Below are 24,706 nucleotides of genomic sequence, written 5' to 3'. Positions count from 1 at the left end.
GACCATCTCGTACGTCCGCTTTTACCCCGAACCACGGTGCCCGGACCAGCCGTTTGGAACAATTCCATGGTTGTTCGGGCACCGTGCGAGCCGAAGCGGTCAGCCGCGCTGGTCGCCGCTGTGCAGGAACGCGTCGCCGTTCGTGGCGATGTGGGCCTCCAGGGCCTGCAGGGCCTGCTGGGTGTCCTGGGGGGTGCCCGTGCCGTGCTGCTGCGCGTAGTACGCCGCGCCCAGCTTCTTCAGGAGATCGCCGCCCGTGCGCTGCGCCTGGACCTCGTCGATCTTCTGCTTGCCCTGGGTGAGTCCGCGCTGCGCCTGTTCCTTGGCGCGATCCAGGAAGCCTGCCATTGCCGTCTCCTACGGATTGGTGCGGATTGGTGCATATCGGTACAGAGGCTACCGGTCGTTGTGTCCTGTTCAACGGGTGCACGGATCTTGGAGTTCCCCGCCGTCGGGGCTCCCGCTCCTGGTACGCGGGCGAATGCCCCGTCTCGCGTGATCCATTCCCGCTCGTTTGTGTAATGGCGCCCGCACTCTGCGTGCTGGAAGTGTTGTCGGCGCAGATCAGCGCTTGATCGGGAGGGCATTGCCAATGTCGGTAGGCGAAGAGGTCCGTGCGGAGCAGTCCGAGCCGCAACAGAGCTTGGGCACATCAGCCGCACGGAATCTGGCCACCACCACCAAGTCCGCGCCGCAGATGCAGGAGATCAGCTCCCGCTGGCTCCTGCGGACGCTGCCGTGGGTGCAGGTGCAGGGCGGTACGTATCGAGTGAACCGGAGGTTGAGTTACTCGGTCGGCGACGGCCGGGTGACGTTCGTGAAGACCGGAGACCGCGTGCAGGTCATTCCCGCCGAGCTCAGCGAGCTGCCGGTCCTGCGGGATTACGGGGACGCCGAGGTGCTGGGGGAGCTGGCCCAGCGCTGTCAGCAGCGGGAGTTCGCCGCCGGCTCGGTCATCACCTCCTTCGGCAGCCAGGCCGACGAGGTGTTCCTGCTCGCGCACGGCAGGGTCGAGAAGATCGGCACCGGTCCCTACGGGGACGACGCGATCCTCGGCACACTCGCCGACGGTTCCTACTTCGGCGAGCAGGCACTGCTCGACCCGGAGGCCATCTGGGAGTACACGACGCGCGCGGTGACCGCGTGCACCGTGCTCACCCTGCCCCGCCAGGACCTGGAGCAGGTCGCGGAGCGTACGGATTCACTGCGCGAGCATCTGCAGCGACTGCGGTCCATCCCGGCCCAGCGGATGAACAAGTTCGGTGAGGCGCCCATCGACCTCTCCGCCGGACACGTCGGCGAAGCCGTACTGCCGGGCACCTACGTCGACTACGACGCCGCGCCGCGCGAGTACGAACTGAGCGTCGCCCAGACCGTCCTGCGCGTCCACACGCGCGTGGCCGACCTCTACAACCAGCCGATGAACCAGACCGAGCAGCAGTTGCGGCTGACGGTCGAGGCACTCAAGGAGCGCCAGGAGCACGAGCTGATCAACAACCGCGAGTTCGGGCTGCTCAACAACTGCGAGTACGACCAGCGGCTCCAGCCGCACGACGGCGTGCCGAGCCCGGACGACATGGACGAGCTGCTCAGCCGCAGGCGGGGATCGAAGCTCTTCCTGGCCCACCCGCGCGCGATCTCCGCGTTCGGCCGCGAGCTCAACAAGCGCGGGCTCGTGCCGGAGACCATCGACATGGGAGGCAACCGCATCCCCACCTGGCGCGGGGTGCCGATCTTCCCGTGCAACAAGATCCCGGTCAGCGAGGCCCGCACGACCTCGATCATCTGCATGCGTACGGGCGAGGAGGAGCAGGGCGTCGTGGGCCTGCACCAGACCGGCATCCCGGACGAGATCGAGCCGAGCCTGTCCGTGCGTTTCATGGGGATCAGCGAGCAGGCGATCATCTCGTACCTCGTGTCGACCTACTACTCCGCGGCGGTGTTGGTGCCGGATGCGCTGGGCGTCCTGGAGAACGTCGAGATCGGCCGCTGGCAGTGAGCCGGTGTCTGTGGGCGCGCCGCCGGGTAGACACCTTCCGTACGCGCCCGCAGGCCCAGGAAACGCCACCGTCCGGATCCTCCCCGGGGTGAGTCCATGACGGACACGACGACGGACATGACGGAGATGACGCAGATGGGGCGGGGCCCCGCCGAGCAGGGGCTCACCGAAGAGCACAAGGGGCACGAGGAGCACGAAGAGCGCGAAGACCGAGATGGCCACGAAGGCCACGAAGCGTCCGAAGCGGCGGAGATCCTCGCGTCGGTGCGGGTGTGCGTCGACCCCGAGCTGCGCCGGGCGATCGACTCGCTGCCCGGAGCGATGCGCCGCATCGCGCGCTACCACTTCGGCTGGGAGCACGCGGGCGGCGCACCGGCGGCCGGGAACGCGGGCAAGGCGATCAGGCCTGCGCTGGTGCTAGCCGCTGTGCGGGCGCTCGGCGGGGAGCAGGCCATGGCCGTCCGGGCCGCGGCGGCAGTGGAGCTGACGCACAACTTCACCCTGCTGCACGACGACATCATCGACCGCGACACCACCCGCAGGCACCGGCCCACCGCATGGACCGTGTTCGGTGAACCCGACGCGATCCTGGCCGGTGATGCCCTCCAGGCACTCGCGCAACAGCTGCTCGCCGAGGACCCGCACCCCGGGGCCCCGGCGGCGGCCGCCCGGCTCGCCGCCTGCGTGGTGGAGCTCTGCGCGGGCCAGCAGGCGGACTGCGCCCTCGAACGGCGTGAGCCCGGCGAGGTCACGCTCGACGAGTGCCTCGCCATGGCCGAGGCCAAGACGGGGGCGCTGCTCGGCTGTGCCTGTGCGCTGGGTGCGCTGTACGCGGGCGCGGAGTGGAGTGTGGTGGAGGCGCTCGACGGGTTCGGCCGTGAGGCGGGCCTCGCCTTCCAGCTCATAGACGATGTGATCGGCATCTGGGGCGATCCGGGGCACACCGGCAAGCCCGCCCGCGCCGATCTCGCGGCCCGCAAGAAGTCCCTGCCGGTGGTCGCGGCGCTGGCCTCCGGCACTCCGGCGGCCGCCGAACTGGCCGAGCTGTACGGACGGCCGCCGACCGAGCCCGAGAAGGACGGTGACCTGGAGCGCATGGCGCACGCCGTCGAGGCGGCGGGCGGCAGGGACTGGGCGCTGATGCACGCGGCCGACCGGATGTCCCGCGCGCTCAACCAGCTCTCCCGCGCGGTGCCGGTCCCGGAGGAGGCGGGCGGTCTGCTGGCGCTCGCGGAGTTCGTGACGCGGCGTACGCACTGAACGTACGAGAGGTGCAAGTGCGTACAGGTGCGTGCAAGTGCGCACAGAAGCGTGCATGTATGTACGGGTACGTAGGGGTGAGTGCGGAGTTATTCCCCCTGAACGTGCGAAGAAGGGGCCTACCCGACAAGACGTGCTGAACAGGAAGGTCGCGTAGAGCCGACGAGCTCCGCATCCGCCGAGATCCGGTCAGGGTGCGGGGCTCGCCGGTGTGCCCGGGCCCGATCGCCTAGGCTGCCACCGAGTTGACCGGCGGGGCGGCGCACGCAGTTGAGCGTGATCGAGGGGCGAAGGGGCGGGCAGTGGGCGTAGCGATCCGGAGGGCAGGGGAGCGCGACAGAGCGGACGTGGTCCGGTTGCTCGACGAGGCGTTCCTGAACGATCCGGTGAGCAGCTGGGTCTTCCCCGACGAGGGGCATCGCCGCCGCACGCACGGCGCTCTCATGGAGGCCTTCCTCGACCTCGCGCTGAGCCAGGGGTTCGTCGACATCACGGAAGACGGCATGGCCGTCGCGCTGTGGTGGTCCGTCCCCGCCGATGAGGACGAGGGCAAGGACGAGGGCGAGGGCGGGGAAGAAGGGCCCGCGCAGCTCCGCGAGGCCGTCGACCCGGACAACGTACGGATCGAGGAGATCGGCCGGATCACCGGTGAGGCGCACCCGACCGACCGGGCCCACCAGTATCTGCACATGATCGGTGTGAGCCCCGGGCGGCAGGGTGAGGGGCTCGGCTCGGCGCTGATCGAAGCCGTGCTCGAACGGTGCGACCGAGAAGGGCTGCACGCCTATCTGGAGGCGAGCAACACCCGTAGCCGCGAGCTGTACACACGGCTGGGCTTCCACTTCACTGGAAAGACCATCGATCTGCCGGACGGCCCGCGCTTGTGGCCGATGTGGCGGGAGCCCCGGCTTTTCGCCATGGACTGTGGCAACACCGGCTGATGCGCATAAAGTTGTCGCAGCACTGGTGTGTTGTCAGCAGACACAAATGAAGGGGCGAGGGCGAGCTCATGTCCCACGAAGTGATCCGTGACGTGCCCGGCGACACATCCCGCGAACGACTTCTGGCGGAGGCGTTCGTGGAGGTGGCCGACTCCTTGAACGGCGATTTCGACGTCGCCGAATTTCTGCAGAGCCTCGCCGTTCGCTGTGTGGAACTGCTCGGCGTCTCGTCGGTGGGCGTCCTGTTGGCGGACCCAAAGGGCGAGTTGCGGCTCGTCGCCGCGTCCGGCGAGCACGCCTGGGTGCTCGATCTGTTCGCCCTTCAGCAGGAAGAGGGGCCGTGCCTGGACTGCTACCGCTCCGGCACGGCGCATACGAACATCGCCCTCAGCGGACTCGAAGCGACCACCACCTGGCCGCAGTTCGCGTCGCGCGCGTTGGCGGCGGGCTATGGGATGACACAGGTACTTCCCCTGCAACAGGGCGACCAGGTCCTCGGCACGCTGAATCTGTTCCAGGCGAAGGCGCAGTTTCTCGGCCCCGACGACATCGCGCTCGCACAGGCCCTCGCGGATGTCGCCACGATCGCGATACTTCAGCGGCGTTCCCTGGAGCGCAGCGAGGTGGAGCGCGGTCAGTTGCAGGAGGCCCTCACCAGCCGGATCGCCATCGAACAGGCGAAGGGGGTGCTCGCCGAGCGGTGGAAGTGCTCGGTCGACGACGCCTTCGTGGCGCTGCGGCGGCATGCGCGGGCGAACCGGCTGCGGCTCGCGGAGTGCGCGCGGCAGGTGGTGGCGGGGGAGCTCGACACGGAGGGCATCCGCCGGGTGTGACGCGGGTTGGTTCGGCTCCGAGGGGCGTGGCGCGGGTCGGCCCGGCGCAGAGAGGTGTGCGGGTCGGTCCGGCCCCGAGAGGCGTCGCGCGGCGGGTTCGCTCCCGCGAGCATGAATGAGGCAGTCCGAGTCACATGAATGAGACAGCCCGAGTCAGGAGACCCTTTGCGCAAGCTCAGCTACTTCGTCGCCGTGTCGATCGATGGCTTCATCGGTGACCTGAGCGGTGACGGGGAATCCTTCATGCCGTTCGTGGACGAGGAGTTCCTGGAGTTCCTCAAGACGGAATACCCCGAGACCCTCCCGACCGAGGGCCGCCGGATGCTCGGTCTCGACGGCGTGGAGAACAAGCACTTCGACACGGTCGTCCAGGGCCGGGGCAGCTACCGGCTCGCCCTGGACGCCGACATCACGAGTCCGTACGGGCACCTGCGCGAGTACGTGGCATCCAGCACCCTCGACAAGTCGCCCGACCCGAACGTCGAGATCATCCCCGACGATGTGGTCGGAAAGATCCGCGAACTCAAGCAGGAGGACAGCCGGTTCGACATCTGGCTGTGCGGTGGTTCGAGGATCGCGGGGGAGCTGCGGGACGAGGTCGACGAGCTGGTCATCAAGACGTACCCGGTGCTTCTGGGGTCCGGCATGCCGATGTTCGGTGCGGGTGCGGGTGCGGGTGCGGGTTCCGGGCCGGGCTCCGGGCCGGGTGTGGAGAGTGTGATCAGCGAGTTCACGCTGGAAGCGTCCCGGGTCTTCGGGAACGGCGTCGTCGTGCGGACGTACCGCCGAAAGCGCTGACGGACTGGGCGGCGATCGGGCTATCCGGCCCGCGCCGCCCGCCATATCCTCGCCGCATGGGCAGCGATGGGCGCCGGTCCGGCCCCCGCCCGCAGAGCGAGCCGGTGTGCGCGAGCTGCGGACGGCCTGTCGGCACGGCCATCAAGCGGCGCAAGGTGCTCGGGGTGTTCGTCCCAGTGTGGGTCCCCCGCCCGTGCCACAACCCCCGGTGCGACGCGTGCGTTGACGAACCCGCGGAACGCGAAGAGCGTGGGGAACGCGACGAACGCGGGGAACGCGACGAACGTGGGGAATCCGACGAGCGCGGGGGATCCGGCGAACGTGGGGAATCCGGCGGACGCGGGGAACCTGAATCGTTCGAGGTGGAGCCCGCGCCGGTGCGTTCCGACGACGACTGAGGGGCAACGATCGAGTCGATGCGCTTCCGTACGCCTTCATTGTTCTACTAGGATGCAAACAATGGAGGTTTTATGACTATGGCTGATCGCTCGCCCCGTCGCGGCGCCCGTGACGTTCGTGCCCCCGGGGGCGCCCGCGTCGTACTGCTCGTCGCGCTCCCCTTCGTGCTCGGACTCGTCGCCGACCTGGCTGTGTACGTGACCGTTCGTGACCAACTGCCCGATCGGCTGGCCCGGCACTTCGGCGGTGACGGGGAGGCGGACGGCTATGTCGGGCACGGTGGGTTCCTCGCGATGCTCGTCGGGACGTTCGTCGTGCTCGGCGCGATCAGTGTCTTCTTCGCGCTGAAGAGCGACTTCGTCACCTATCGGCGCGGGCTGCGCGGGCTGCTCGCCGGTGTGTACGCGACCTCCGCGTTCCTGGCCTGGCCGATGGGCGCGAGCCTCGTGGTCAACCGTGGCACCGCCGACGGCGAGGCGCCCGTGTTCCCCATGTGGCACCTCGCCGTCGCGGCCGGAATCGCCGTCCTCGCGGCGGGTGTCGGGGCGGCGCTCTCGCGGTGCGTGCCGCTGCCCGACGCGCGTTCGCCGCTCGGCACGGACGGCCAAGTGGACGCCGCCCAGATCGACTTGGGGCGTGACGAGGTCGCCGGGTGGGTGCGGCGGACGGGCTCCTGGATGCTGAGCGGGGTGGGCGTCGCGATGGCGGTCGCGGGCATCGTCACCCTGTGGCTGACGGATGACGGCTGGCTGGCGCCGCTGATCCTGTTCGTCCCCGGACTCCTGATCGCCGCCTTCGCGCGGGCCTGCGTCACCGTGGACCGGCGGGGCCTCATGGTGTCGCCGGGGCTGGTGCCGTGGCCGCGCATCCAGCTGCGCCTCGACCGCATAGAACGCGCGGACAGCCGACAGATCAGCGCCTTCGCCGACTACGGCGGCTGGGGTTACCGCATCGCCCCCGGACGCTCCGGTGTCATCATGCGGTCGGGCGAGGCACTGGTCGTGCGGCGGGCGAACGGCAACGACTTCGCCGTCACCGTAGAGGACTCCGCGACGGCCGCCGCGCTGCTCAACGCGCTGGTGGAGCGCGAGACATCTCCCCAGGACGGGCGGCGCTGACGACATGCTGTTCCGGATCGACGCGACGTCGTCGGTGCCCCTCGCCGACCAGATCGCCGCCTGCGCGCGCCGCGCCGTCGCCGACGGCTCGGCGGGGCCGGGCGAACGGCTGCCCGCCGCGCGCATGCTGGCCGACTCCCTCGGGGTCAACGTCCATACGGTGCTGCGTGGTTACCAGCGGCTGCGCGAGGAGGGTCTGATCGAGCTCCGGCGGGGGCGCGGTGCGACGGTCGTGGACGGCGCGGCGGCGCAGGCGCGGGCCCAACTGAGGGAACGGGTGCGGGTGTTCGTCGCCGACGCGCTGGAGCTAGGGCTCTCGGGGGACGAGGTGCGTTCCCTGGTGGACACGGCGCTGAAGGCGTGAGCGCGATGCGTACGGAGACTCCGTGGGGCCGTGGGAACCGGCCACGCTCTCCGTGCGCACGCGGACATCGACGTAACTCGGCCGCGTATCGCTGCTGGCGGAAGTCGGGCGGGATGTATGGTCCGACGGTTCCGGTTCCGGTTCTGGAGCCGGTTCCGGTTCCGGTCCGTGAGTCGCCTGGGGAGGGGACGGAGTGATGAGGCTGCGGGGGATGACGCGGTGGGCTGTTGCGGGGCTGGTGGCGGTGGGGCTCGCGGGATGCGGGGCCGAGTCGCCCGGGGGAGGCCCGGATGATCCCCGTGGTCCCCGTCATCCCGGTCTTCCCTCTGTGCTCTCCGTGGAGGAGGAGAAAGACCTCCCCGCACTGCCCCTGGACCGCTACGAGGCCAGTACGCGCGACACCCGGCGTCACACGGAGGCGCAGGCGCGCGTGACGCGGAACTGCATGCGGAAGCTCGGCTTCGAGGACTTTCCCCTCTATCCGGCGTGGCCGAAGATGGCGAATTCATTCGAGATGACCGCGGTGGCGATGCCGTCGTATCCGTACGGGTCGCTCGACCTCGACAGCGCCCGCCGCTGGGGCTACGGCTGGGATCCGGAGCGGCCCCTGGCCGATCCCGCGCGGCCCGAGGGACGCGCCGCGACGGCGGAGGAGCAGAAGGCACTGGACGGATCGCGCGGCAAGCCCGCCGACGGCTGTGCGAGCAGGGGCGCCGACCGTCTCACCGAAGGCGTACAGGACAAGACGCGCATGTATACGTACGTCCCACAGCGGCGCCAGAGCCTGGACAAGGCGGTCGCCAAGGACAGGCGGGTGCGCGAGGCTCTCGACACCTGGTCCGAGTGCTTGGAGAGCAAGGGCGTCAAGCGCTACAAGACCCCGAGGGGCGCGTTCGGGGACAAGGCGTGGGGCCGCGGGAACGACCACGGCGGCAACACCGACCGGACCAAGAAGGAACTGGCCACGGCGACCGCCGACGTCGAGTGCAAGCGGGAGCACAACACGGCCGGTGTGTGGTGGGCGGTGCGCCGGGAGAAGCAGCGCGCCGATGTGGCCCGCCACAAGGACGCGTACGACGGCGTGCGCGCGGACCAGGCCCGGGTGCGGGCCAACGTGAAGCGGGTGCTCGGCGAGAAGTGAGAAGTAGTGCACACCCGCATCACAAGCAGCAGCGGACATCTGCATCATGGGCTCATGGACATGACCGAGCTTGACGCACTTCCGTCGGCCGTCGACGCCGAGCAACTGCTGGCCCTCGCCGACGGCCATCACGCCCGTGCCGCACGGCCCCTGGGAGTCCGCGAGGCCGGCGGGCATCTCGTGAAGGCATACGCCGTCGAGGCGCCCGGGCGGAAGGTGACCGAGCGGGACGAGGAGGCCGCGCTCGCGATCGCGGGGGCGCACCTGGGGCTCGGTCGTGCCCGTGGGTCGGCCGGACTCGCCGTACTGATCGTGCACGCGGGCGGTGACGGGGACTATGTCCTCGTGCAGAGCTGGATCGAGGGGTACATGTCGGACCTCGCGGTCTTCACCGGGCCTGCCGGGGACCCCGGACGGCTGCGTCCGGGGCGGGCCGGTCTTGCGCCCTGCGTGTGGGAGGCCGCCGTGCTCACGCATGAGCGGGACGCGTACGTGCGGTGCGTGCTCGATGGGGCCGGGACGCTCGCGGAGCGGCTCACCGCGTGGGGCCAGGATGTCATCGAGGGGGATCTCCGATGACGTACGACGGATCGCCCACACAGCACGGCGGGTCACGCGCGCAGGGCCGCGGGTCACGCGCTCAGAGCGACGGATCGCCCACACAGCACGGCGGGTCACGCGCCCAGAGCGACGGATCGCGCGCGCAGAGCGGCGGGTCGCCCACACAGCACGACGGATCGCCCGCACAGCACGGCGAAGCCCCCCGCGTCCGCCACGCCCTCCCCTCCGACCTCCCCCGCATCGTGGAACTCGTAGCCGAGCACGCCGCGTACGAGAAGGGCACACCGCCCGCCCCCGGCCTCGACCGGCGCCTGCACGCCCTCCTCTTCGGGGTGCCGGAGCCGCGCCTGCGCTGTCTGGTGGCCGAGCTGCCCGGTGGCGAGGTCGTCGGCTATGCCACGTGCGCGCCGGAGATCTCCACCTGGGACGGCGCCGAGTACCTCCACATGGACTGTCTCTTCCTGCGCGACGGACACCGGGGTCTGAGCCTCGGCCCGCTCCTGACGGACGCGGTGGCGGCAGAGGCCCGAGCCCTCGGCCTCACCGAGGTCCAGTGGCAGACGCCCGCGTGGAACGAGGGCGCGATCCGCTTCTACGGCCGTATCGGCGCCCACGCCAAGGAGAAGCTCCGCTTCAGCTGGCCGGTCCCGCCGGTCCGGCCGACGCCGACGCCGCCGGTGCTGCCGCCGCTGCCGTTCGACGCCGTCCTCTCCGACCTCGACGGCGTGATCCGCTTCTACGACATGTCGGAGATGGAGGAGATGGAACGAGCCGCCGGTCTCCCGCACGGCAGTACCGCCGAGATCGCCTTCGCACCCGAGACCGATCTACCGCTGATGCTCGGGCGTACCGGCAAGGAGGAGTGGGTGGAGGCGATCGCGCGCGGCCTCGCGGACCGCGTGCCGTACGAGCGCGGGCACGCGCTCGGCACCGCACTCGCCGAGGCGAAGTTCTCGGCGGACGCCACCGTGGTCGGTCTGCTGCGGCAGGCACGCGCGCACCTGCACGTGGCGCTCGTGACGAACGCGACCCCCTGGCTCGACGACGACCTGGCCCTGCTCGGCATCGCCGACCTCGCGCACACCGTGGTCAGCAGCGCGGGTGTCGGCATCGTCAAGCCGGACCCCCGGATCTACGAGATCGCCGTGGAGCGGTCAGGGATCCCCGCCGAGCGCTGCCTGTTCGTGGACGACCGCAAGGAGAACGTGGAGGCGGCGGTCGCGCTCGGCATGATCGGGCTCCACTACACGGGACCCGACGACCTGCGGGAGGCCCTGGCGCCGGTCCTCGACCGGAGCTGAGACACAAGCCCCGGCAGCCTCACCGAACCGTCCACCGCCCGCCGAGCATCAACTCCCGCCCCTCCAACTCGTCGGCCTCGCGCCAGGCCTGGAGCCGCTGTGGGGTGATGCGGAAGTAGGTGTACACGGTGTCGAGCGTGCGGGGGTCGAAGCCCGTCTTCTCGGCGAAGGCGTCACCGGTCTCGGGGGTCAACTCGCCCTCGCCCAAGGCACGTACGGCCCCTTCGATGAGGACGACGTCACGGGTCGGCCCGACGCCGACCCGCGCCTGGCCGGACGCCCGGAGATTGCGGCCGGTCACGCTGGCGTCCGGAGTGGCCACCAGCAGGCTCTCGCCGTCCCAGAGGAAGGACAGCGGGATCAGGTACGGAGTGCCGCTCGCGGCGTCGGCCGTCGCCACCCACGCGTCGGTGTCGTCGGCGAGGCGGCGCAGGACGTCCTGCTTGCGCTGCTCGGGTGCGCGGGGTCCTGCCGTCTCCGTGCTCATGCGCTGTGCCCCTCCGGGATGCGGGTGGTCGGTGTGGAGTGCGTGTTCATTACTGTTTCCTCCAAGTGCGCCGAACTGTGCGTCACTTCAACGACGTATCGCGACGGGGGAACGTGACAGATGGACGGTAACGGAGCACCGGCGAACCGGAACGACGACGATGAGCTGGCGGCCCGCTTCGAGGAGCACCGCCCGCACCTGAAGGCCGTCGCCTACCGCATGCTCGGCTCGCTCAGCGAGTCCGACGACGCGGTCCAGGAGTCCTGGATCAGGCTCAGCCGCTCCGACACCACTGAGGTGGCGAATCTGGGAGGCTGGCTGACGACCGTCGTCGGCCGGATCTGCCTCGACATGCTGCGTACGAGACAGTCGCGCCGCGAGGACTCCCTGACGTTCTCGGTGGACACACATGTGCCGGACCCCGTGGTGAGCCGGGGAGACGTGGTCGACCCCGAGCAGGAGGTGCTGCTCGCCGACTCGGTCGGGCTCGCGCTCCTCGTCGTGCTCGAGGCGCTTGCGCCCGCCGAACGCCTCGCCTTCGTGCTGCACGACATGTTCGCCGTGCCCTTCGACGAGATCGCCCCCATCGTGGAGCGCACCCCGGCCGCGACCCGGCAGCTGGCGAGCCGGGCCCGCCGCCGGGTGCAGGGCTCGGCGCCCACGCCCGACAACGACCCCGTACGTCAGCGTGAAGTCGTCGGCGCCTTCCTCGCCGCCGCGCGGGGCGGCGACTTCGACGCGCTGCTCGAACTGCTGGACCCGGATGTGGTGCTGCGGGCCGACACCGGCGAACTGGCCTCCGGGCTCTCGAAGCTGGTGCGCGGCGCGGCGGTGGTGGCCGGGCAGGCCGCGATGTTCTCGAAGGGGGCGCCGGCCATCGAGCTCGCGTTCATCAACGGCCGTATCGGCGCGATCGGAGTGCCGGACGGTCAGGTCGTCTCGGTCATGGAGTTCACGATCTCGAACGGCAGGATCGTAGAACTCAACATCCTCGTGGACCCCGCCCGCATGCGCGCCCTCGGCCTCCCCGAGGTCCGCGACTGACACGGCGTCGGTCGAAAGCACCTCACCGCCGGACACCCGCCACCTCCCGCAGATACTCCTTGCGGCAGAGCGGATTGCGGTCGGTGCGCGGCCTGTCCGGGGCCTCGCCCCGGACCGACTGGTACCGCTCGAAGGCGGACTCCAGCTCGCCCTCGCCGCGTGTCAGCGAGGGCAGCAGCTGCTCCAGCTCGTGCACGCGGGCGGCGGGGATCTCGCCCTCGACGACGTACGAGGTGCCGCGCGCCAGCTGGGTGTGCGGCACCGCCCGCAGCCGTGAGAGCGCGGGCAGCAGCTGCCCGAACACGTCGTCAGGGACGCTGAGCCAGAAGCGGTGCAGCGGCTCGTGCACCTCGGTGCCCGCCCGGCGCAGCGCGCTCAGCAGGACCAGCGGGGTCAGCTGTCGGAAGTCCCCTGCCGTGCTCGACATGCTCTTGTCGAAGGTGCCGTGCGCGTGGCTCTGGCGCGGCCAGTAACCGGAGTGCGTCATGGTGACGACGCAGTCACTGACCTCCCACCCGTGGACCCCCTGGAGCAGCGTCTGACGCACGGTCTCCTCGACGGCACGGAAGAACGCGTACGGCATCGAACCGAGTTCGATCTCCAGACGGAACTCCACGCCGGAATCCGGCGGTCCGGGATCGACGCGCAGCCCGACGGTGGCCAGGAAGGGGTTGTCGTCCTTGTCGATGATCTCGTACGCGGATCCGCTTCCCGTCACGCGCTCCACGCAGATGGTGGTGGTCTCGCGGAACGCGACGTCGATACCGTACTCATCGAGGAGGGTCGCCTGGATGACTTCCTTCTGGACCTCGCCGTAGAGCGATACGTACACCTCCTGGCGGAGGTCGTCCTGCCGCAGATTGATCAGCGGGTCCTGCTCGGCGAGCTGGGCGAGCGCGAGATGCAGCGCGCCTTTGTCGCCGGGGCGGGTGGGGACGACGACGGTCTCCAGGGTGGGCGGCGAGAAGAAGTGCTGACCCGTACCGCCCTCTCCGCCTTCCGCGCGCGGTACGCCAAGGACATCGCCGATCCGGACATCGCCGAGCCCCCACAACTTCCCGATCTGCCCCGCACGGACCCCCTCGCGCGAGGCGGCGGACCCGCGGTCGAAGACGCTGACCGCGGTGACCTTGCCCTCGCGCCCGCCGCCGAACGGCAGCAGGTCCCGCGTGCGGACCGTCCCCGCGAACATCCGTACGTACGCGATCTTCTCCCCGGCATCACCGCGCTCGACCTTGAAGACGGTGCCGGACACGGGATCGTCGGCACGCGGGCCACCGTCCTCGGAGGGCAGCAACTCCCTGATGCCCGCCATGAGTGCGCCGATGCCCGCGCCGGTGGCGGCCGAACCGAAGAACACCGGGTGGACCAGGGCCTGCTTGGTCTGCGTGCCGAGTTCGGCGCGGAGCCGCCGGTAGGAGAGGCCTGCCTCGTCGTCGACGTACGAGGAGAGCAGGGCGTCGTCATGCGCGGCGAGTACGTCGACGAGGCGGTCGGTGAAGGCGGGGTCGCCGGCGGCGAAGGGCACGAAGGCCCCGTCGCGGCCGCCGATGCCGCGGACCGTCCCCATGGGCACGATGCCCGGGCTCCCCGGGACGAGCCGCTCCGCGATGCCGCGCAGCAGATCCTCGTATCGGGCGCCGCGTCGGTCGATCTTGTTCACGAAGACGATCGTGGGAATGCGGAGCCGCCTCAGCGTCCTCATGAGTACGCGGGTCTGCGCCTGGACGCCTTCGACCGCGGAAATGACGAGTACGGCGCCGTCGAGCACGCTCAGAACCCGTTCCACCTCGGCGATGAAGTCCGGGTGGCCGGGGGTGTCGATGAGATTGACGGTGACGTCGTCCACGGCGAAGGAGACGACGGCGGATTTGATCGTGATTCCGCGCTGCCGCTCCAGGGCGAGCGAATCGGTCTGGGTGTTCCCCGCATCGACGCGACCGACCTCGTCGATGACCCCGGCAGCATGCAGAAGCCGCTCGGTCAGGCTGGTCTTACCGGCGTCAACATGCGCCAGGATCCCCAAATTCAGGGTGTTGTACGTGCTCGACGTATGCACTGAGTGTCATGTCCTCTGGGTTGATGGCAATTCCCTTCTGGCTGGACATGAACAAACGGCGCATTGCGTCTCCTTGAGGAGGTGAGGGGGCTGGCAGGTGAAGGGGCCTGGCAGGTGGTGGTGCACGGCAAGTGCAGCAGGGGGTGGTGCGGGGCGGCAACTGATTTATGGGCTGTCGCCTCCACCACCAGGGCTCCGTCGTCTGGGCCACCAAGACCAGCGGCTGAGCTTCAGCAGGAGAGCCACTTGAGGCCCGGAAACGAAGACCGCACCCGGTCCGTCATGGGCGCCGTATGGGGCGCCCTGCGGGCCGGGTGCGGTCTTCTGGACGCGCTTCGCGCCCGCAGCGGTGGTACTGCCCCGGTCCTACCTCTATGAGCGCGATAGCTGGATCTCGATAGCGAGGGCGCCGAGGGCTTCCTTCTCAGGAGAGTAGATAGCGCGGATGTTGGCCAACTGCTTCTCGCGCGTGGCTGTTGGGTTGACGTTCGGCGGCCCCTCGCCGTCGAGCAGAGCCTCGAAGCTGGGGTACTCGGCAACGCGCTTAACGTTCACCTCACAGGTCTCGTCGGTGCCTTTGACCCGGAAGCGGATGGTGTCCCCTGGGGCGAGGTCGCCGAGGTGCGGGTATTTCACCCGCACCTCGATGGTCTTCGTGCCCGCGGCGACGAGGTCGAAGTACTGGCGATACAGGTTGAGCTCGTGGACGCGGGCGGTGGTGTCGGTCATGGGGCGGGAACGCTCCTGGGGGCCGGTGCGGTCATCATGCGGCCGATCTCGGCGGCCGAGTACGAGCGGAAGAAGTGGCGGGGGTCGGACAGCAACGTAGCGGTCATAGCCAGCAGTTGCTCGGTGTACTCGGCGATGGTGCCGGGCCACTGCCGGGTATCGAGCATCCAGCCAGCCGCGCCCTCAGGTAAAGAAGCGCGATCCTCGCGGATCAGCGACTTGGACAACTTGGCGCCGGTGTCGGTGACGACCTGGGGGCAGAACAGGCGGGCCGGGAGCTGTCCGCGGGTGAGGCCGACGGCTTGGAGGGCCTCGTCGACCAGGTGGGAGCCGAAGACCCAGTCGCCGCCCTTGACCATGACGTGCAGCGTGCCGTGAAGGTTGGACAGGGCGAGTTCCTTGACCGCGTTGCGGTACAGAGTGGCCAGGTCCAGGTAGGCGCCTGCGGTGGGGGTGATGGTCGCCTGATAGGGGCCGTGATGGAGGCATACGGTAGTCACTTGCGCGGCCTCGCGGTCGGTGAGTTGGACGCGTGTGCGCTCGGCGTGCTTCTCGGCCCAGCCGCAGCCGGGGTGCGGGCAGGGGACACGCAGGTGTGGAGTGCCGGTGGAGGGGGCGAGCCACCAGCGGGCGGTGTCGAGTCGGGGCAGGAGCCGTAGCCAGGTGCGTCGGAAGTGCTCGCTCGCCTGCTGGTGGGTGTAGGTCTCGATGCGGTGTGGGATCCCCAGGCGCCGGGAGAGAGCCGTGAACAGGGGTTGGTACAGGGCGGCGACGAGGTCGGTCAGGGCCCGGTCGCCGAGGGCTTGGGCGTAGGCGCGCTGGTAGCGGTGCCCGCTGACCGGGTCGGTGGTGAGGTCGTAGGGAGCGTTGTCTAGGGCACTGAACAGCACCTCGGTCGGGACGCCGAAGCGGTCACGCAGGCGGGCGGCCATGGCGAAGGAGAGTGACTGGACGAGCGAGGTGCCGATGTGCGGGGCGCCGTTGATCTGGGTGCCGACGACCAGCACGATCCGCTGGGGCTGGGTGGCCAGGATGCGTGGGGTCAGGACGTCCTCGGCATGGTGGAGGGCGTTGGCCAGGACGGTGTTCGGTGAAACGGGGTGGGTCGTCATGGGATGTCCCCCTGGGGTGGGTTGAGGTTCATTCGGTTCGGGTGTGGCCGAAGAGGAGGCGCTGGCGGGGCATGGAGCGGTCCGGGTAGGTGTCGACCTCTGCTGGCGTGGCACTGCGGGAGAGCGGGTCGAGCCCCTGGAAAAGGGCTACCGGGGTCCCTCGGCCGAGGAGCAGGGTCCAGGGGCGGCCGCGGGGATCCGTCTTCGGTAGGGGGTGCCGTCGAAGCGCAGGGCCACCTCGGTCGGGGTGATCTGGCGGAGGCGTGGCCCGATGTCCGGCGGAGGTGCGGTGGCGGGGCGAGGTGCAGGGTTTCGGCGACCGCGCGCATGCGTTGCTCGATGATGGGCGGCGTCAGCATGTCGGCACTGTGCTGTGGTGGAAAGCCGCCCAGACGCACTTGCCGGGGCCATGGCGTTCCTCCACGCCCCAGTGGTCGGCCACTGCGGATACGAGGAGCAGGCCGCGGCCTTCGGCGTCAGTGCTCCGCGCCTCTCGCTTGGTGGGTGTGCCGTTGCCGCCGTCGTGCACTCCGATGCGCAGCACGGTGGCGTGCAGTTCGACGCGTACGAGGATCTGACCGCTTGCAGGGGATCCGTGCAGGACGGCGTTGGTGGCGAGTTCGGAGGTGCACAGCTGGATGTCGTCGAGACGTTCGGTCCGACCCCATTGGGTAAGGGTCTCGGCGACGAAGGAGCGGGCGGCGCCTGGTGTGGTCCGGCGTCGGTCGAAGAGCATCGATTCGTGCTCGACGGCGCCGTCGAGGGCTTGGTCCGGTGCGAGGGTGTTCGGCTCGCCGGGCAGTCTGCTGGGCATGGCCAACAGCCAACCGCTGTCGCTCGTTTGGGTCGGGAGCCAGCACGGGGGCCATGTCAGGGGCCACTATGGGGGCCAGACTTCACGTGCTGCGGGGAGAGGGGATGAGCGACACGGGGATCGGTGCGCTGCTCGTCAGGCTGCGTACCGAGCGTGGCTGGTCTCAGCAACGTGTGGCCGACGAGTTCAACGCCATCGAGGGGCGCGCCACCAAGACTGGCAAAGAGATCGGGCGCTACGAGCGCGAGGTACGCATCCCGGTGCCGTACACGCGCACATACCTGGCTCAGGTGTTCGGTGTCGAAGTCACGGAACTCGACCGAGCGGTTGTGGCCAGCAAGAGTCGGCGGAACGGCGGCGGCCCGGAAGATACGCAACAGACGCTGCCCGCCCAGCCTATGGCGCGTCCGCGCACCGTGGTGGGGGCTGTGTCGGTGGATGCGGTGGTCTCGGCGGAGTTCGCCCGGTTCATCGCGCAGCGCAACGCCGACGAGTTCGTCGTAGAGCAGTTGGAGGCCGATGTCGCTCGGCTCGCCCGTAGCTACGTCAGTCACCCGCTGCTGGAACTGTATGTCGAGATCAAGCGGTTGCGGAACGGAGTGTTCGAGCTGTTGCGCGGGCGGCAGCATCCTCGGCAGACCACTGACTTGTATGTCGCGGCCTCCCGCCTGTGCGGCCTGACCGCTCATGTGTGCCTGGACCTGGGTGACTACGACTCCGCGGCCACACACGCTCGCACTGCCCGGGCGTGCGCCGAGGCCGCCGGCCACGAAGGGATGTTGGCCTGGGTGCGAGCCGTTGAGTCCTTGATCGCCTACTGGACTGGGCGGTACGAGCAGGCGGCGTGGCTGGCGCAGGCGGGTCGTCAGCACCGGGCGGGCGGGAGCATCGGGGCTCGTTTGGCGAGCCTGGAGGCGCGGGCGCTGGCCATAGTGGGAGACCGGGTGGGTGTAGTGGCCGCGCTGGCGGATGCCGAGCGCTCTCGCGAGGCGATGGTGGGTCTCGATGAGGTGTCAGGCGTCTTCGCTTTCCCGGCTGCCAAGCAGTTCACGTACGCCGGTACGAGCTACCTGGCGGTGGGCGGGCGGGAGCACGTCCAGCAAGCCATCGTCAGCGCGGAAACCGCGATCCGGCTCTACCGCAGCGCCGAGGACGACGACCAATCGGTGGGTGACCTGTTCGCCGCCCATGTCGATCTCGCCCGCGGCCACCTGCTCCTGGGTGATCTGGACGGCACAGAGGCGGTGCTCGCCTTCGTCCTCGACTCCTCGCCGGAGCGTATGTCGGCCAGCATCGTGCGCAGGCTCATCGCTCTGGGCCGGGAGCTGAGCGGGCCGCAGTACGGTGGAGCCGCGCAGGCGGCACACCTGCGTGAACGACTCCACCACACGGCCGTCCTCGCGGCCTCACCCGCCGCCCCTAGCACGGAGCTGCCGACGTGACCGAACTGTCCGCCGCACACGCCGCCGCCGTCACCGACCGGAGCCGCCTCGCGGGAAGCGCCTACAGCAGCGACCGGGATCTCGCCGCTCGCCAGTCGCTCTACCAGTGGCAGGCGCCTCGTTACGACCTGCCCGGCATCGTCGCCGAGAAGCTGAGCGGTGTGCACGGGCATGTGGTCGATGTCGGTTGCGGCAACGGCAAGTTCGTCCAGCGGCTGCGTGAGGACCGTCCCGATCTGGCCCTGTTGGGTCTGGACATCGCCCCCGGCATCCTCGCCGACGTCCCCGGCCCGGTTGCCGTGGCGGACGCCACCCGCCTGCCGCTGGAGACCGGGAGCGTCGACGCCGCCCTGGCGCTGCACATGCTCTACCACGTCTCTGACATCCCACGGGCGGTCAGGGAACTGTCCCGCGTTGTCACCGGTGACGGGCTGGTGGTCGCCTCCACCAACAGCGACCGGGACAAGGCGGAACTCGACGACCTGTGGCAGCGGGCTGCGGGCGACGTTCTCGGCATCGGACGCGGTCCGGCCCGTATATCGCTCAGCGCCCGCTTCTCCCTGGAGAAGGCCCCGGCCTTCCTGGGTGAGGAATTCGGGCGGGTGGAGAGGATGGAACTGCCCGGCACCATCACCGTCGACGATCCTGAGCCGGTCATCGCGCATATGGCTTCCTACCGGGCCTGGGCGGACCAGCACGACGTGCCCTTCGAGGCCACGATCGAGCGGGCACGCACCATCCTCGTTGATCACATCGCCCAACACGGGACCTTCGAAATCACGTGCCTCGGCGGCGTCCTCGTCTGCCGTCGCTGAGAGAAGACCGCACCCGGTCCGTCATGGACGCCGTGCTCGGCGGCCTGCGGACCGGGTGCGGACAGGTGGGCGATCTGACTAGCGAAACCGCAGGTCAGATCGCCCAGCCGGAGATCAGGCCTTCTTGGTCTCCCAGAAGATCTCGTCGATCCGGGCGATCAGGTCCAGCGCCTTCTGGCCCGTGGCCGGGTCCGACGAGCCCTTGGCGGCCGAGAGGGCCTTGAGGGTGTCGTTGACCAGCTGGTGCAGCTCCGGGTACTTCTCGAAGTGCGGGGGCTTGAAGTAGTCGCTCCAGAGCACGGACACGTGGTGCTTGGCGAGCTCCGCGCGCTGCTCCTTGATGCCGATGGCGCGCGTCTGGAACTGCGCGTCGTCGTTGGCGGCCATCTTCTCCTGGACGGCCTTGACCGACTCCGCCTCGATGCGGGCCTGGGCCGGGTCGTACACGCCGCAGGGCAGGTCACAGTGGGCGCTGACCGTTACCTTGGGGGCGAACAGGCGGGAAAGCATGTAGCGGTCCTTCCTCGTGATCGTCTTCTCAGGTGGGACATTACTCCGTGAGAGACGTGTTTTCGCGAGTGCCCCCATGGGCTTAGGTCAAAAGTCCAGGGCCAGACTGGGACTCGTGGAGGATAGGACCGGGGAGGTGCCGGTGATGCCGGAGCTGTCGCAGGAGAGCGAACGGAGAAGGGCCATCTTGCCGTTGGGCGCGGCCGAGGTGACCGGCCCGTCGATGGTGCCCACGCTGTACCACGGGGACCGTCTGGTGGTGCAGTGGGGCGCACGGGTCCGACCGGGTGACGTGGTGGTGCTCCGCCATCCGTTCCAGCAGGACCTGTTGGTCGTCAAGCGTGCCGCCGGGCGGCGCGACGGCGGCTGGTGGGTGCTCGGGGACAACGCCTACGCGGGAGGGGACAGCACGGACTACGGCACGGTGCCCGGGGAACTCGTCCTGGGGAAGGTCTGGTTCCGCTACCGCCCGCCCCGGTTCACGCCCGGTCAGCGCTCGCCGTTCGCGCTGCTGCGCTGGGCCGTCTCGGCCGCGCGGCCCGTGCTGGCGGACCGGTCCGTCTCCAAGCGCTTGCGGGCGCGGTAGGCGGCGACATTGGCGCGGGTCGCGCAGCGGTCCGAGCAGTAGCGCCGGGAACGGTTTGTCGACGTGTCGAGATAGGCGTTGCGGCAGGGCGCGGCCTCGCACAGACCGAGGCGGTTGACGCCGTGCTCGGTGAGGTGGAAGGCGAGGCCCATCGCGGAGATCGCGGCGTACCCGGAGGTCGCGTTCGACGGGTGGTCCGCCAAGTGCATGTGCCACATCGGCTTCCCCTCGGCGTCGTGATCGCCGTGCCCCGAGATCTGCGGGCTGACCGGGAACTCCATGAGCAGCGAGTTCAGCAGGTCGACCGCCAGGGTCTCGTCGCCGCCGTCGGCCGCCTCGAAGACCGCCCTGAGCCGGGCCCGCACCGAGCGGAAGCGGGTGACGTCGGCGTCCGTGGCCCGACGCGCCGCCTGGGAACTGCCTCCGAACAGCTCACGGACCGCATCGACCGACGTCAGCGTGTCCTTGTTGCGACCCGGCTCCTCGCTGTTGACCAGACGCACTGCATAGTCTGAGTAATAGGCCAGTTCCACTTGTAGTCCTTACCGGGGCGGGCTATCTTCGTCAGGTGCGTGAGTAACGGTTGCGCGTACTTCGAGGGTATTACGAGAGCGTATTACGTACGGGAGGTCTTCTGATGACGGAAACGGTGTCCGGAACCGACTGGCGGGCCTGGCAGGACAGCTGGGACCGGCAGCAGGAGTGGTATCTGCCCGACCGCGAGGAGCGGTTCCGCGTCATGCTGGACATGGTCGAAGCCGTCGTCGGCCCCGAGCCGCGTGTCCTCGACCTCGCGTGCGGTACGGGGAGTATTACGGACCGGCTGCTCAAGAGGTTCCCGAACGCGGTCAGCACGGGCGTCGACCTCGACCCCGCGCTCCTCGCCATCGCCGAGGGCACTTTCGCCGGGGACGACCGGGTCACGTTCGTCACCGCCGACCTCAAGGACCCTGAGTGGACGGCGCAGCTCCCGTACGACTCGTACGACGCCGTTCTGACCGCCACCGCCCTGCACTGGCTGCACAGCGACCCCCTCACCACCCTCTACGGCCAGCTCGCCGGAGTCGTACGGGACGGTGGCGTCTTCCTGAACGCCGACCACATGCCCGACCCCGCGACGCCCCGCCTGAACGAGGCCGACCGGGCCCAGCGGCACGCCCGCATGGATCAGGCCAAGGCCGACGGCGCCCTGGACTGGAGGGACTGGTGGCAGCTCGCCGCCAAGGATCCGGTCCTCGCCGGGCCCACCGCCAAGCGTTTCGAGATCTACGGCGAGCACGCGGACGGCGACACCCCGCCGCCCGAGTGGCACGCGCGGACGCTGCGCGACGCGGGCTTCGGTGAGGCGCGGACGGTGTGGTCGTCGCCTTCGGACGCGATGGTGCTTGGCCTCAAGTAGCGCGCTCGCAAGCAGCTCGCACTCAAGTACCGCGCACTCCAGTCGCGCGTAGGCGAGTAGTACGTACTCAAGCAGCGCCTAGACGCGAAAGGGGCGGTACGGGTCCAAGACCCGTACCGCCCCTCCTGTCATGTCCGCGTTACAGCACCTTCGACAGGAACGACTGCGTCCGCTCCTGCTGCGGATTCGTCAGGACCTCGCGCGGGTGGCCCGACTCGACCACCACGCCCTCGTCCATGAAGACCAGGCTGTCGCCCACCTCGCGCGCGAAGCCCATCTCGTGCGTGACGACGATCATCGTCATGCCGGACTCCGCGAGGTCGCGCATGACGTCGAGGACATCGCCGACCAGTTCCGGGTCGAGCGCCGACGTCGGCTCGTCGAAGAGCATCAGCTTCGGGTCCATCGCGAGCGCGCGGGCGATGGCCACACGCTGCTGCTGGCCGCCCGAGAGCTGCGAGGGGTAGCTCTTCGCCTTGTCGGCCAGGCCGACGCGCTCCAGAAGCTGCCCGGCGCGCGCCTTCGCCGCCGTCTTCGTCTCGCCCTTGACCTGGACCGGCGCCTCCATGACGTTCTCAAGGGCCGTCAGGTGCGGGAAGAGGTTGAAGCGCTGGAAGACCATGCCGATGTCCCGGCGCTTGAGGGCGACTTCGCTGTCCTTGAGCTCGTACAGCTTGTCCCCCTTCTGCCGGTAGCCCACCAGCTCGCCGTCGACGTAGAGCCGCCCGGCGTTGATCTTCTCCAGGTGGTTGATGCAGCGCAGGAACGTCGACTTTCCGGAGCCGGACGGGCCGATGAGGCAGAAGACCTCGCCCGACTTGACCTCCAGGTCGATGCCCTTGAGGACTTCGACGTTGCCGAAGGACTTGTGAACGCCCTCGGACTTCACCATGGCGGTGGTCATCAGCGCACACCTCCCGCGCGGTTGCCGAGCGACAGCATGTTGGCCTTGATCTTCTGGAACGGAGTGTCGGGCAGGGTGCGCGACGAACCGCGCGCGTAGTAGCGCTCCAGGTAGTACTGGCCGACGCTGAGGATCGACGTCATGATCAGGTACCAGCACGCGGCCAGCAGCAGGGTCTCCACCGTCGCGCCGGACGAGGTGCCGATGTCCTGGGCGTACCGCAGGAGTTCGTAGTACTGGACGGCCGCGACCAGCGAGGTCGTCTTCAGCATGTTGATGACTTCGTTGCCCGTCGGCGGCACGACCACGCGCATCGCCTGCGGAAGCACGATCCGGCGCAGCGTCTTGCCGTGGCTCATGCCGAGCGCGTGCGACGCCTCGGTCTGGCCCTCGTCGACCGAGAGCAGGCCGGCGCGGCAGATCTCCGCCATGTACGCGGCCTCGTTGAGACCCAGGCCGAGCAGCGCCGTCAGGAACGGCGTCATGAAGTCCGACCACTCGTCCTTGTAGACGGGGCCGAGGTTCACGTAGTCGAAGACGAAACCGAGGTTGAACCAGACGAAGAGCTGGACCAGGACCGGCGTACCCCGGAAGAACCAGATGTAGAACCAGGCGATCGACGACGTCACCGGGTTCTTCGACATCCGCATCACGGAGAGCAGGACGCCGCCGACCACGCCGATGAGCATCGAGAGGGCAGTCAGGATCAGGGTCTCCCTGACGCCCCGCAGGATGCGGTCGTCGAAGAAGTTGTCCGGAATCGCGTTCCAGTTGATGTCGCCCTGGGAGAACGCGTAGACGATCGCGGCGAGCGCGCCGATGGCGAGGATCGCGGCGACGTACCGGCCGTAGTGCCGGACGGGGATGGCCTTGATGGCCTCAGGGCGGGAGGACGGGGGTGTGTCCTCCGGGCCCTTCTTGGAGATGTCGGTAGTCACAGGAGTGGCCTTTCAGCGACGAGTCGCGGTCACTTGCCGCCGTTGATCTTGGCTTCCTTGACTGCGCCGTCCTCGACGCCCCACTTCGAGATGATCTTGTCGTACTCGCCGTTCTTGATGATGGCGTCGAGCGCGGCCTTGATCGCGTCACGCAGCTCGGCGTTCTTCTTGGAGATCGCGATGCCGTACGGAGCAGCCTCGACCTGCTCACCGACCAGCTCGAAGTCCTTGCCGCCGCCGGAGGTCTTCACCGCGTACGCCGCGACCGGGAAGTCCGACGAGCCCGCGTCCGCGCCGCCGGAGCGCAGTCGGGTCTGGGCCTGCTGGTCGTTGTCGAAGGACTCGATGGCGATCTTCTTGCCGCTCTTGCACTTCTTCGACTCGGCCTTGGCCAGGTCGTGCGAGACGGTGCCGCGCTGGACGACGATCTTCTTGCCGCAGAGGTCCGCCCAGGTCTTGATGCCCTGGTCGTCGCCCTTCTTGGTGTAGATCGAGACGCCCGCCGTGAAGTAGTCGACGAAGTCGACGCCGGTGCCGATCTTCTTGCCGGTCTCCTCGTCGACGCCTTCCTGGCGGTTCTTGGTGTCGGTCATGGCCGACATCGCGAGGTCGTAGCGCTTGGAGCGCAGGCCGCCGAGGAGGGTGTCGAAGGTGCCGTTGTCGAACTGGAACTCCACGCCGAGCTGCTTGCCGAGCGCTTCGCCGAGGTCGGGGTCGATGCCGACCGTCTTGCCGGACTTGTCCTTGAACTCGACGGGCGGGTAGGCGATGTCGGAACCGACCTTGATGACTCCGGCGTCACGGATGTCCTTGGGGAGCTTGTCGGCGAGCGGCGCGTTGCTCACCTTCTCGCCGCCTTCGTCCTTGCTCTTGGTCTGGTCGCCGCAACCGGACAGCAGCAGCGCGCCGGCGACCGCGATCGCGCCGACCGTGGCCGTCCGGGACTTCGCGGACTTGCCTGCGGTGGTACGACAGATGGAGCGTGCGGTCATGAGGGTCCTCCGGCGGATGAGGGAGTTGCCGAGTGGTCGTGCACACACCTTCGGGTGTCGCGACCTCGTGTGATGACGGCATCTTGCCATTTGGTCCGTCCGATTCTGGGTGCCGGAGATGTCAAAATCGGATAACGGGTCATCACGGAACCCAGACAGG

General features: G+C 69.1%; 26 protein-coding genes. 15 read left to right on the top strand and 11 right to left on the bottom strand.

The features are described 5' to 3' along the window. Window positions 1-99 precede the first annotated feature (99 nt). A complete protein-coding gene (locus ACZ5CR_RS12630; protein ID WP_468856596.1) occupies window positions 100-348 on the bottom strand; it encodes a hypothetical protein in 249 nt (82 codons plus the stop codon). Between the two features lie 244 nt (window positions 349-592). On the opposite strand from ACZ5CR_RS12630, the gene ACZ5CR_RS12625 reads away from it, so the two are divergent. The 10 genes from ACZ5CR_RS12625 to ACZ5CR_RS12580 all read left to right on the top strand — a co-directional run bounded on the left by ACZ5CR_RS12625 (window position 593) and on the right by ACZ5CR_RS12580 (window position 10,715). Then, entirely contained in the window at window positions 593-1,999 is a 1,407-nt protein-coding gene (locus ACZ5CR_RS12625) for a family 2B encapsulin nanocompartment shell protein (protein ID WP_468856593.1), read from the top strand. 96 nt (window positions 2,000-2,095) lie between these two features. Further along, entirely contained in the window at window positions 2,096-3,259 is a 1,164-nt protein-coding gene (locus tag ACZ5CR_RS12620) for a family 2 encapsulin nanocompartment cargo protein polyprenyl transferase (RefSeq protein WP_468856590.1), read from the top strand. A gap of 302 nt (window positions 3,260-3,561) precedes the next feature. Beyond that, entirely contained in the window at window positions 3,562-4,200 is a 639-nt protein-coding gene (locus ACZ5CR_RS12615; RefSeq protein ID WP_468856588.1) for a GNAT family N-acetyltransferase, read from the top strand. A gap of 68 nt (window positions 4,201-4,268) precedes the next feature. Next, complete coding sequence (locus tag ACZ5CR_RS12610; RefSeq protein ID WP_468856584.1) at window positions 4,269-5,033, top strand: ANTAR domain-containing protein; 765 nt, start codon at window positions 4,269-4,271, stop codon at window positions 5,031-5,033. A gap of 165 nt (window positions 5,034-5,198) precedes the next feature. Beyond that, window positions 5,199-5,831 carry a dihydrofolate reductase family protein gene (locus ACZ5CR_RS12605; RefSeq protein WP_468856581.1) on the top strand — a complete coding sequence of 211 codons (633 nt, stop codon included), beginning with the start codon at window positions 5,199-5,201 and terminating at the stop codon, window positions 5,829-5,831. A gap of 470 nt (window positions 5,832-6,301) precedes the next feature. Beyond that, window positions 6,302-7,348: a DUF1648 domain-containing protein gene (locus ACZ5CR_RS12600; protein WP_468856578.1), complete on the top strand. Its 1,047-nt coding sequence runs from the start codon at window positions 6,302-6,304 to the stop codon at window positions 7,346-7,348. Between the two features lie 4 nt (window positions 7,349-7,352). Then, window positions 7,353-7,712 carry a GntR family transcriptional regulator gene (locus ACZ5CR_RS12595; RefSeq protein WP_468856575.1) on the top strand — a complete coding sequence of 120 codons (360 nt, stop codon included), beginning with the start codon at window positions 7,353-7,355 and terminating at the stop codon, window positions 7,710-7,712. A gap of 337 nt (window positions 7,713-8,049) precedes the next feature. Then, window positions 8,050-8,853, top strand: coding sequence for a hypothetical protein (locus ACZ5CR_RS12590; RefSeq protein WP_468856573.1), 804 nt, complete (start codon window positions 8,050-8,052; stop codon window positions 8,851-8,853). 54 nt (window positions 8,854-8,907) lie between these two features. Continuing rightward, window positions 8,908-9,432 carry a hypothetical protein gene (locus tag ACZ5CR_RS12585; RefSeq protein ID WP_468856570.1) on the top strand — a complete coding sequence of 175 codons (525 nt, stop codon included), beginning with the start codon at window positions 8,908-8,910 and terminating at the stop codon, window positions 9,430-9,432. After that, entirely contained in the window at window positions 9,429-10,715 is a 1,287-nt protein-coding gene (locus ACZ5CR_RS12580; protein ID WP_468856567.1) for an HAD-IA family hydrolase, read from the top strand. The genes ACZ5CR_RS12585 and ACZ5CR_RS12580 overlap by 4 nt, the downstream gene beginning before the upstream one ends. 19 nt (window positions 10,716-10,734) lie before the next feature. Here the strand turns inward: ACZ5CR_RS12580 and ACZ5CR_RS12575 are convergent, their stop codons facing one another. Then, window positions 10,735-11,202 carry a pyridoxamine 5'-phosphate oxidase family protein gene (locus ACZ5CR_RS12575; protein WP_468856565.1) on the bottom strand — a complete coding sequence of 156 codons (468 nt, stop codon included), beginning with the start codon at window positions 11,200-11,202 and terminating at the stop codon, window positions 10,735-10,737. 120 nt (window positions 11,203-11,322) lie between these two features. On the opposite strand from ACZ5CR_RS12575, the gene ACZ5CR_RS12570 reads away from it, so the two are divergent. Beyond that, complete coding sequence (locus ACZ5CR_RS12570) at window positions 11,323-12,246, top strand: sigma-70 family RNA polymerase sigma factor (protein ID WP_468856563.1); 924 nt, start codon at window positions 11,323-11,325, stop codon at window positions 12,244-12,246. Window positions 12,247-12,268: 22 nt separating this feature from the next. Here the strand turns inward: ACZ5CR_RS12570 and ACZ5CR_RS12565 are convergent, their stop codons facing one another. From ACZ5CR_RS12565 to ACZ5CR_RS12550, 4 genes are all read right to left on the bottom strand, one after another. After that, a complete protein-coding gene (locus ACZ5CR_RS12565) occupies window positions 12,269-14,278 on the bottom strand; it encodes a GTP-binding protein (RefSeq protein ID WP_468856908.1) in 2,010 nt (669 codons plus the stop codon). 399 nt (window positions 14,279-14,677) lie between these two features. Continuing rightward, window positions 14,678-15,034, bottom strand: a complete 357-nt coding sequence (locus ACZ5CR_RS12560; RefSeq protein ID WP_468856561.1) for an ASCH domain-containing protein — start codon at window positions 15,032-15,034, stop codon at window positions 14,678-14,680. Then, a complete protein-coding gene (locus tag ACZ5CR_RS12555) occupies window positions 15,031-16,146 on the bottom strand; it encodes a hypothetical protein (protein ID WP_468856559.1) in 1,116 nt (371 codons plus the stop codon). Before ACZ5CR_RS12555 ends, ACZ5CR_RS12560 begins: the two co-directional genes overlap by 4 nt. Before the next feature lie 352 nt (window positions 16,147-16,498). Next, window positions 16,499-16,960 carry an ATP-binding protein gene (locus ACZ5CR_RS12550; protein ID WP_468856556.1) on the bottom strand — a complete coding sequence of 154 codons (462 nt, stop codon included), beginning with the start codon at window positions 16,958-16,960 and terminating at the stop codon, window positions 16,499-16,501. Window positions 16,961-17,064: 104 nt separating this feature from the next. On the opposite strand from ACZ5CR_RS12550, the gene ACZ5CR_RS12545 reads away from it, so the two are divergent. Together ACZ5CR_RS12545 and ACZ5CR_RS12540 are read left to right on the top strand one after the other, a co-directional pair. Continuing rightward, window positions 17,065-18,402 carry a helix-turn-helix transcriptional regulator gene (locus ACZ5CR_RS12545; protein WP_468856553.1) on the top strand — a complete coding sequence of 446 codons (1,338 nt, stop codon included), beginning with the start codon at window positions 17,065-17,067 and terminating at the stop codon, window positions 18,400-18,402. Next, window positions 18,399-19,217, top strand: a complete 819-nt coding sequence (locus ACZ5CR_RS12540) for a class I SAM-dependent methyltransferase (RefSeq protein ID WP_468856550.1) — start codon at window positions 18,399-18,401, stop codon at window positions 19,215-19,217. Before ACZ5CR_RS12545 ends, ACZ5CR_RS12540 begins: the two co-directional genes overlap by 4 nt. A 114-nt stretch (window positions 19,218-19,331) precedes the next feature. Here ACZ5CR_RS12540 and sodN read toward each other — a convergent pair whose 3' ends face one another. Then, window positions 19,332-19,727, bottom strand: coding sequence for a superoxide dismutase, Ni (gene sodN, locus ACZ5CR_RS12535; protein WP_383284241.1), 396 nt, complete (start codon window positions 19,725-19,727; stop codon window positions 19,332-19,334). Between the two features lie 145 nt (window positions 19,728-19,872). Here sodN and sodX point away from each other — a divergent pair, with 145 nt between their 5' ends. Continuing rightward, window positions 19,873-20,313 (top strand): nickel-type superoxide dismutase maturation protease, encoded by a 441-nt coding sequence (sodX, locus tag ACZ5CR_RS12530; RefSeq protein WP_468856905.1) that lies wholly within the window; start codon window positions 19,873-19,875, stop codon window positions 20,311-20,313. Here the strand turns inward: sodX and ACZ5CR_RS12525 are convergent. Further along, window positions 20,217-20,846 carry a CGNR zinc finger domain-containing protein gene (locus ACZ5CR_RS12525; protein WP_468856547.1) on the bottom strand — a complete coding sequence of 210 codons (630 nt, stop codon included), beginning with the start codon at window positions 20,844-20,846 and terminating at the stop codon, window positions 20,217-20,219. The genes sodX and ACZ5CR_RS12525 overlap by 97 nt on opposite strands. A 104-nt stretch (window positions 20,847-20,950) precedes the next feature. On the opposite strand from ACZ5CR_RS12525, the gene ACZ5CR_RS12520 reads away from it, so the two are divergent. Continuing rightward, entirely contained in the window at window positions 20,951-21,712 is a 762-nt protein-coding gene (locus ACZ5CR_RS12520; RefSeq protein ID WP_468856545.1) for a class I SAM-dependent methyltransferase, read from the top strand. Window positions 21,713-21,851: 139 nt separating this feature from the next. Here the strand turns inward: ACZ5CR_RS12520 and ACZ5CR_RS12515 are convergent, their stop codons facing one another. The 3 genes from ACZ5CR_RS12515 to ACZ5CR_RS12505 are packed head-to-tail and all read right to left on the bottom strand — an operon-like array spanning window position 21,852 to window position 24,546. After that, window positions 21,852-22,604: an amino acid ABC transporter ATP-binding protein gene (locus tag ACZ5CR_RS12515; RefSeq protein ID WP_468856902.1), complete on the bottom strand. Its 753-nt coding sequence runs from the start codon at window positions 22,602-22,604 to the stop codon at window positions 21,852-21,854. An 11-nt stretch (window positions 22,605-22,615) separates the two neighbouring features. After that, a complete protein-coding gene (locus ACZ5CR_RS12510; protein ID WP_468856542.1) occupies window positions 22,616-23,554 on the bottom strand; it encodes an amino acid ABC transporter permease in 939 nt (312 codons plus the stop codon). Between the two features lie 29 nt (window positions 23,555-23,583). After that, on the bottom strand, window positions 23,584-24,546 hold the full coding sequence (locus ACZ5CR_RS12505) for an ABC transporter substrate-binding protein (protein ID WP_468856540.1): 963 nt from the start codon (window positions 24,544-24,546) through the stop codon (window positions 23,584-23,586). Between the last annotated feature and the right edge of the window lie 160 nt (window positions 24,547-24,706).

The sequence above is a fragment of the Streptomyces sp. NPDC031274 genome (assembly GCF_055570235.1).
Note: the sequence above shows the minus strand (reverse complement) of the source record. Positions and strands in the feature narration are given on the sequence as shown.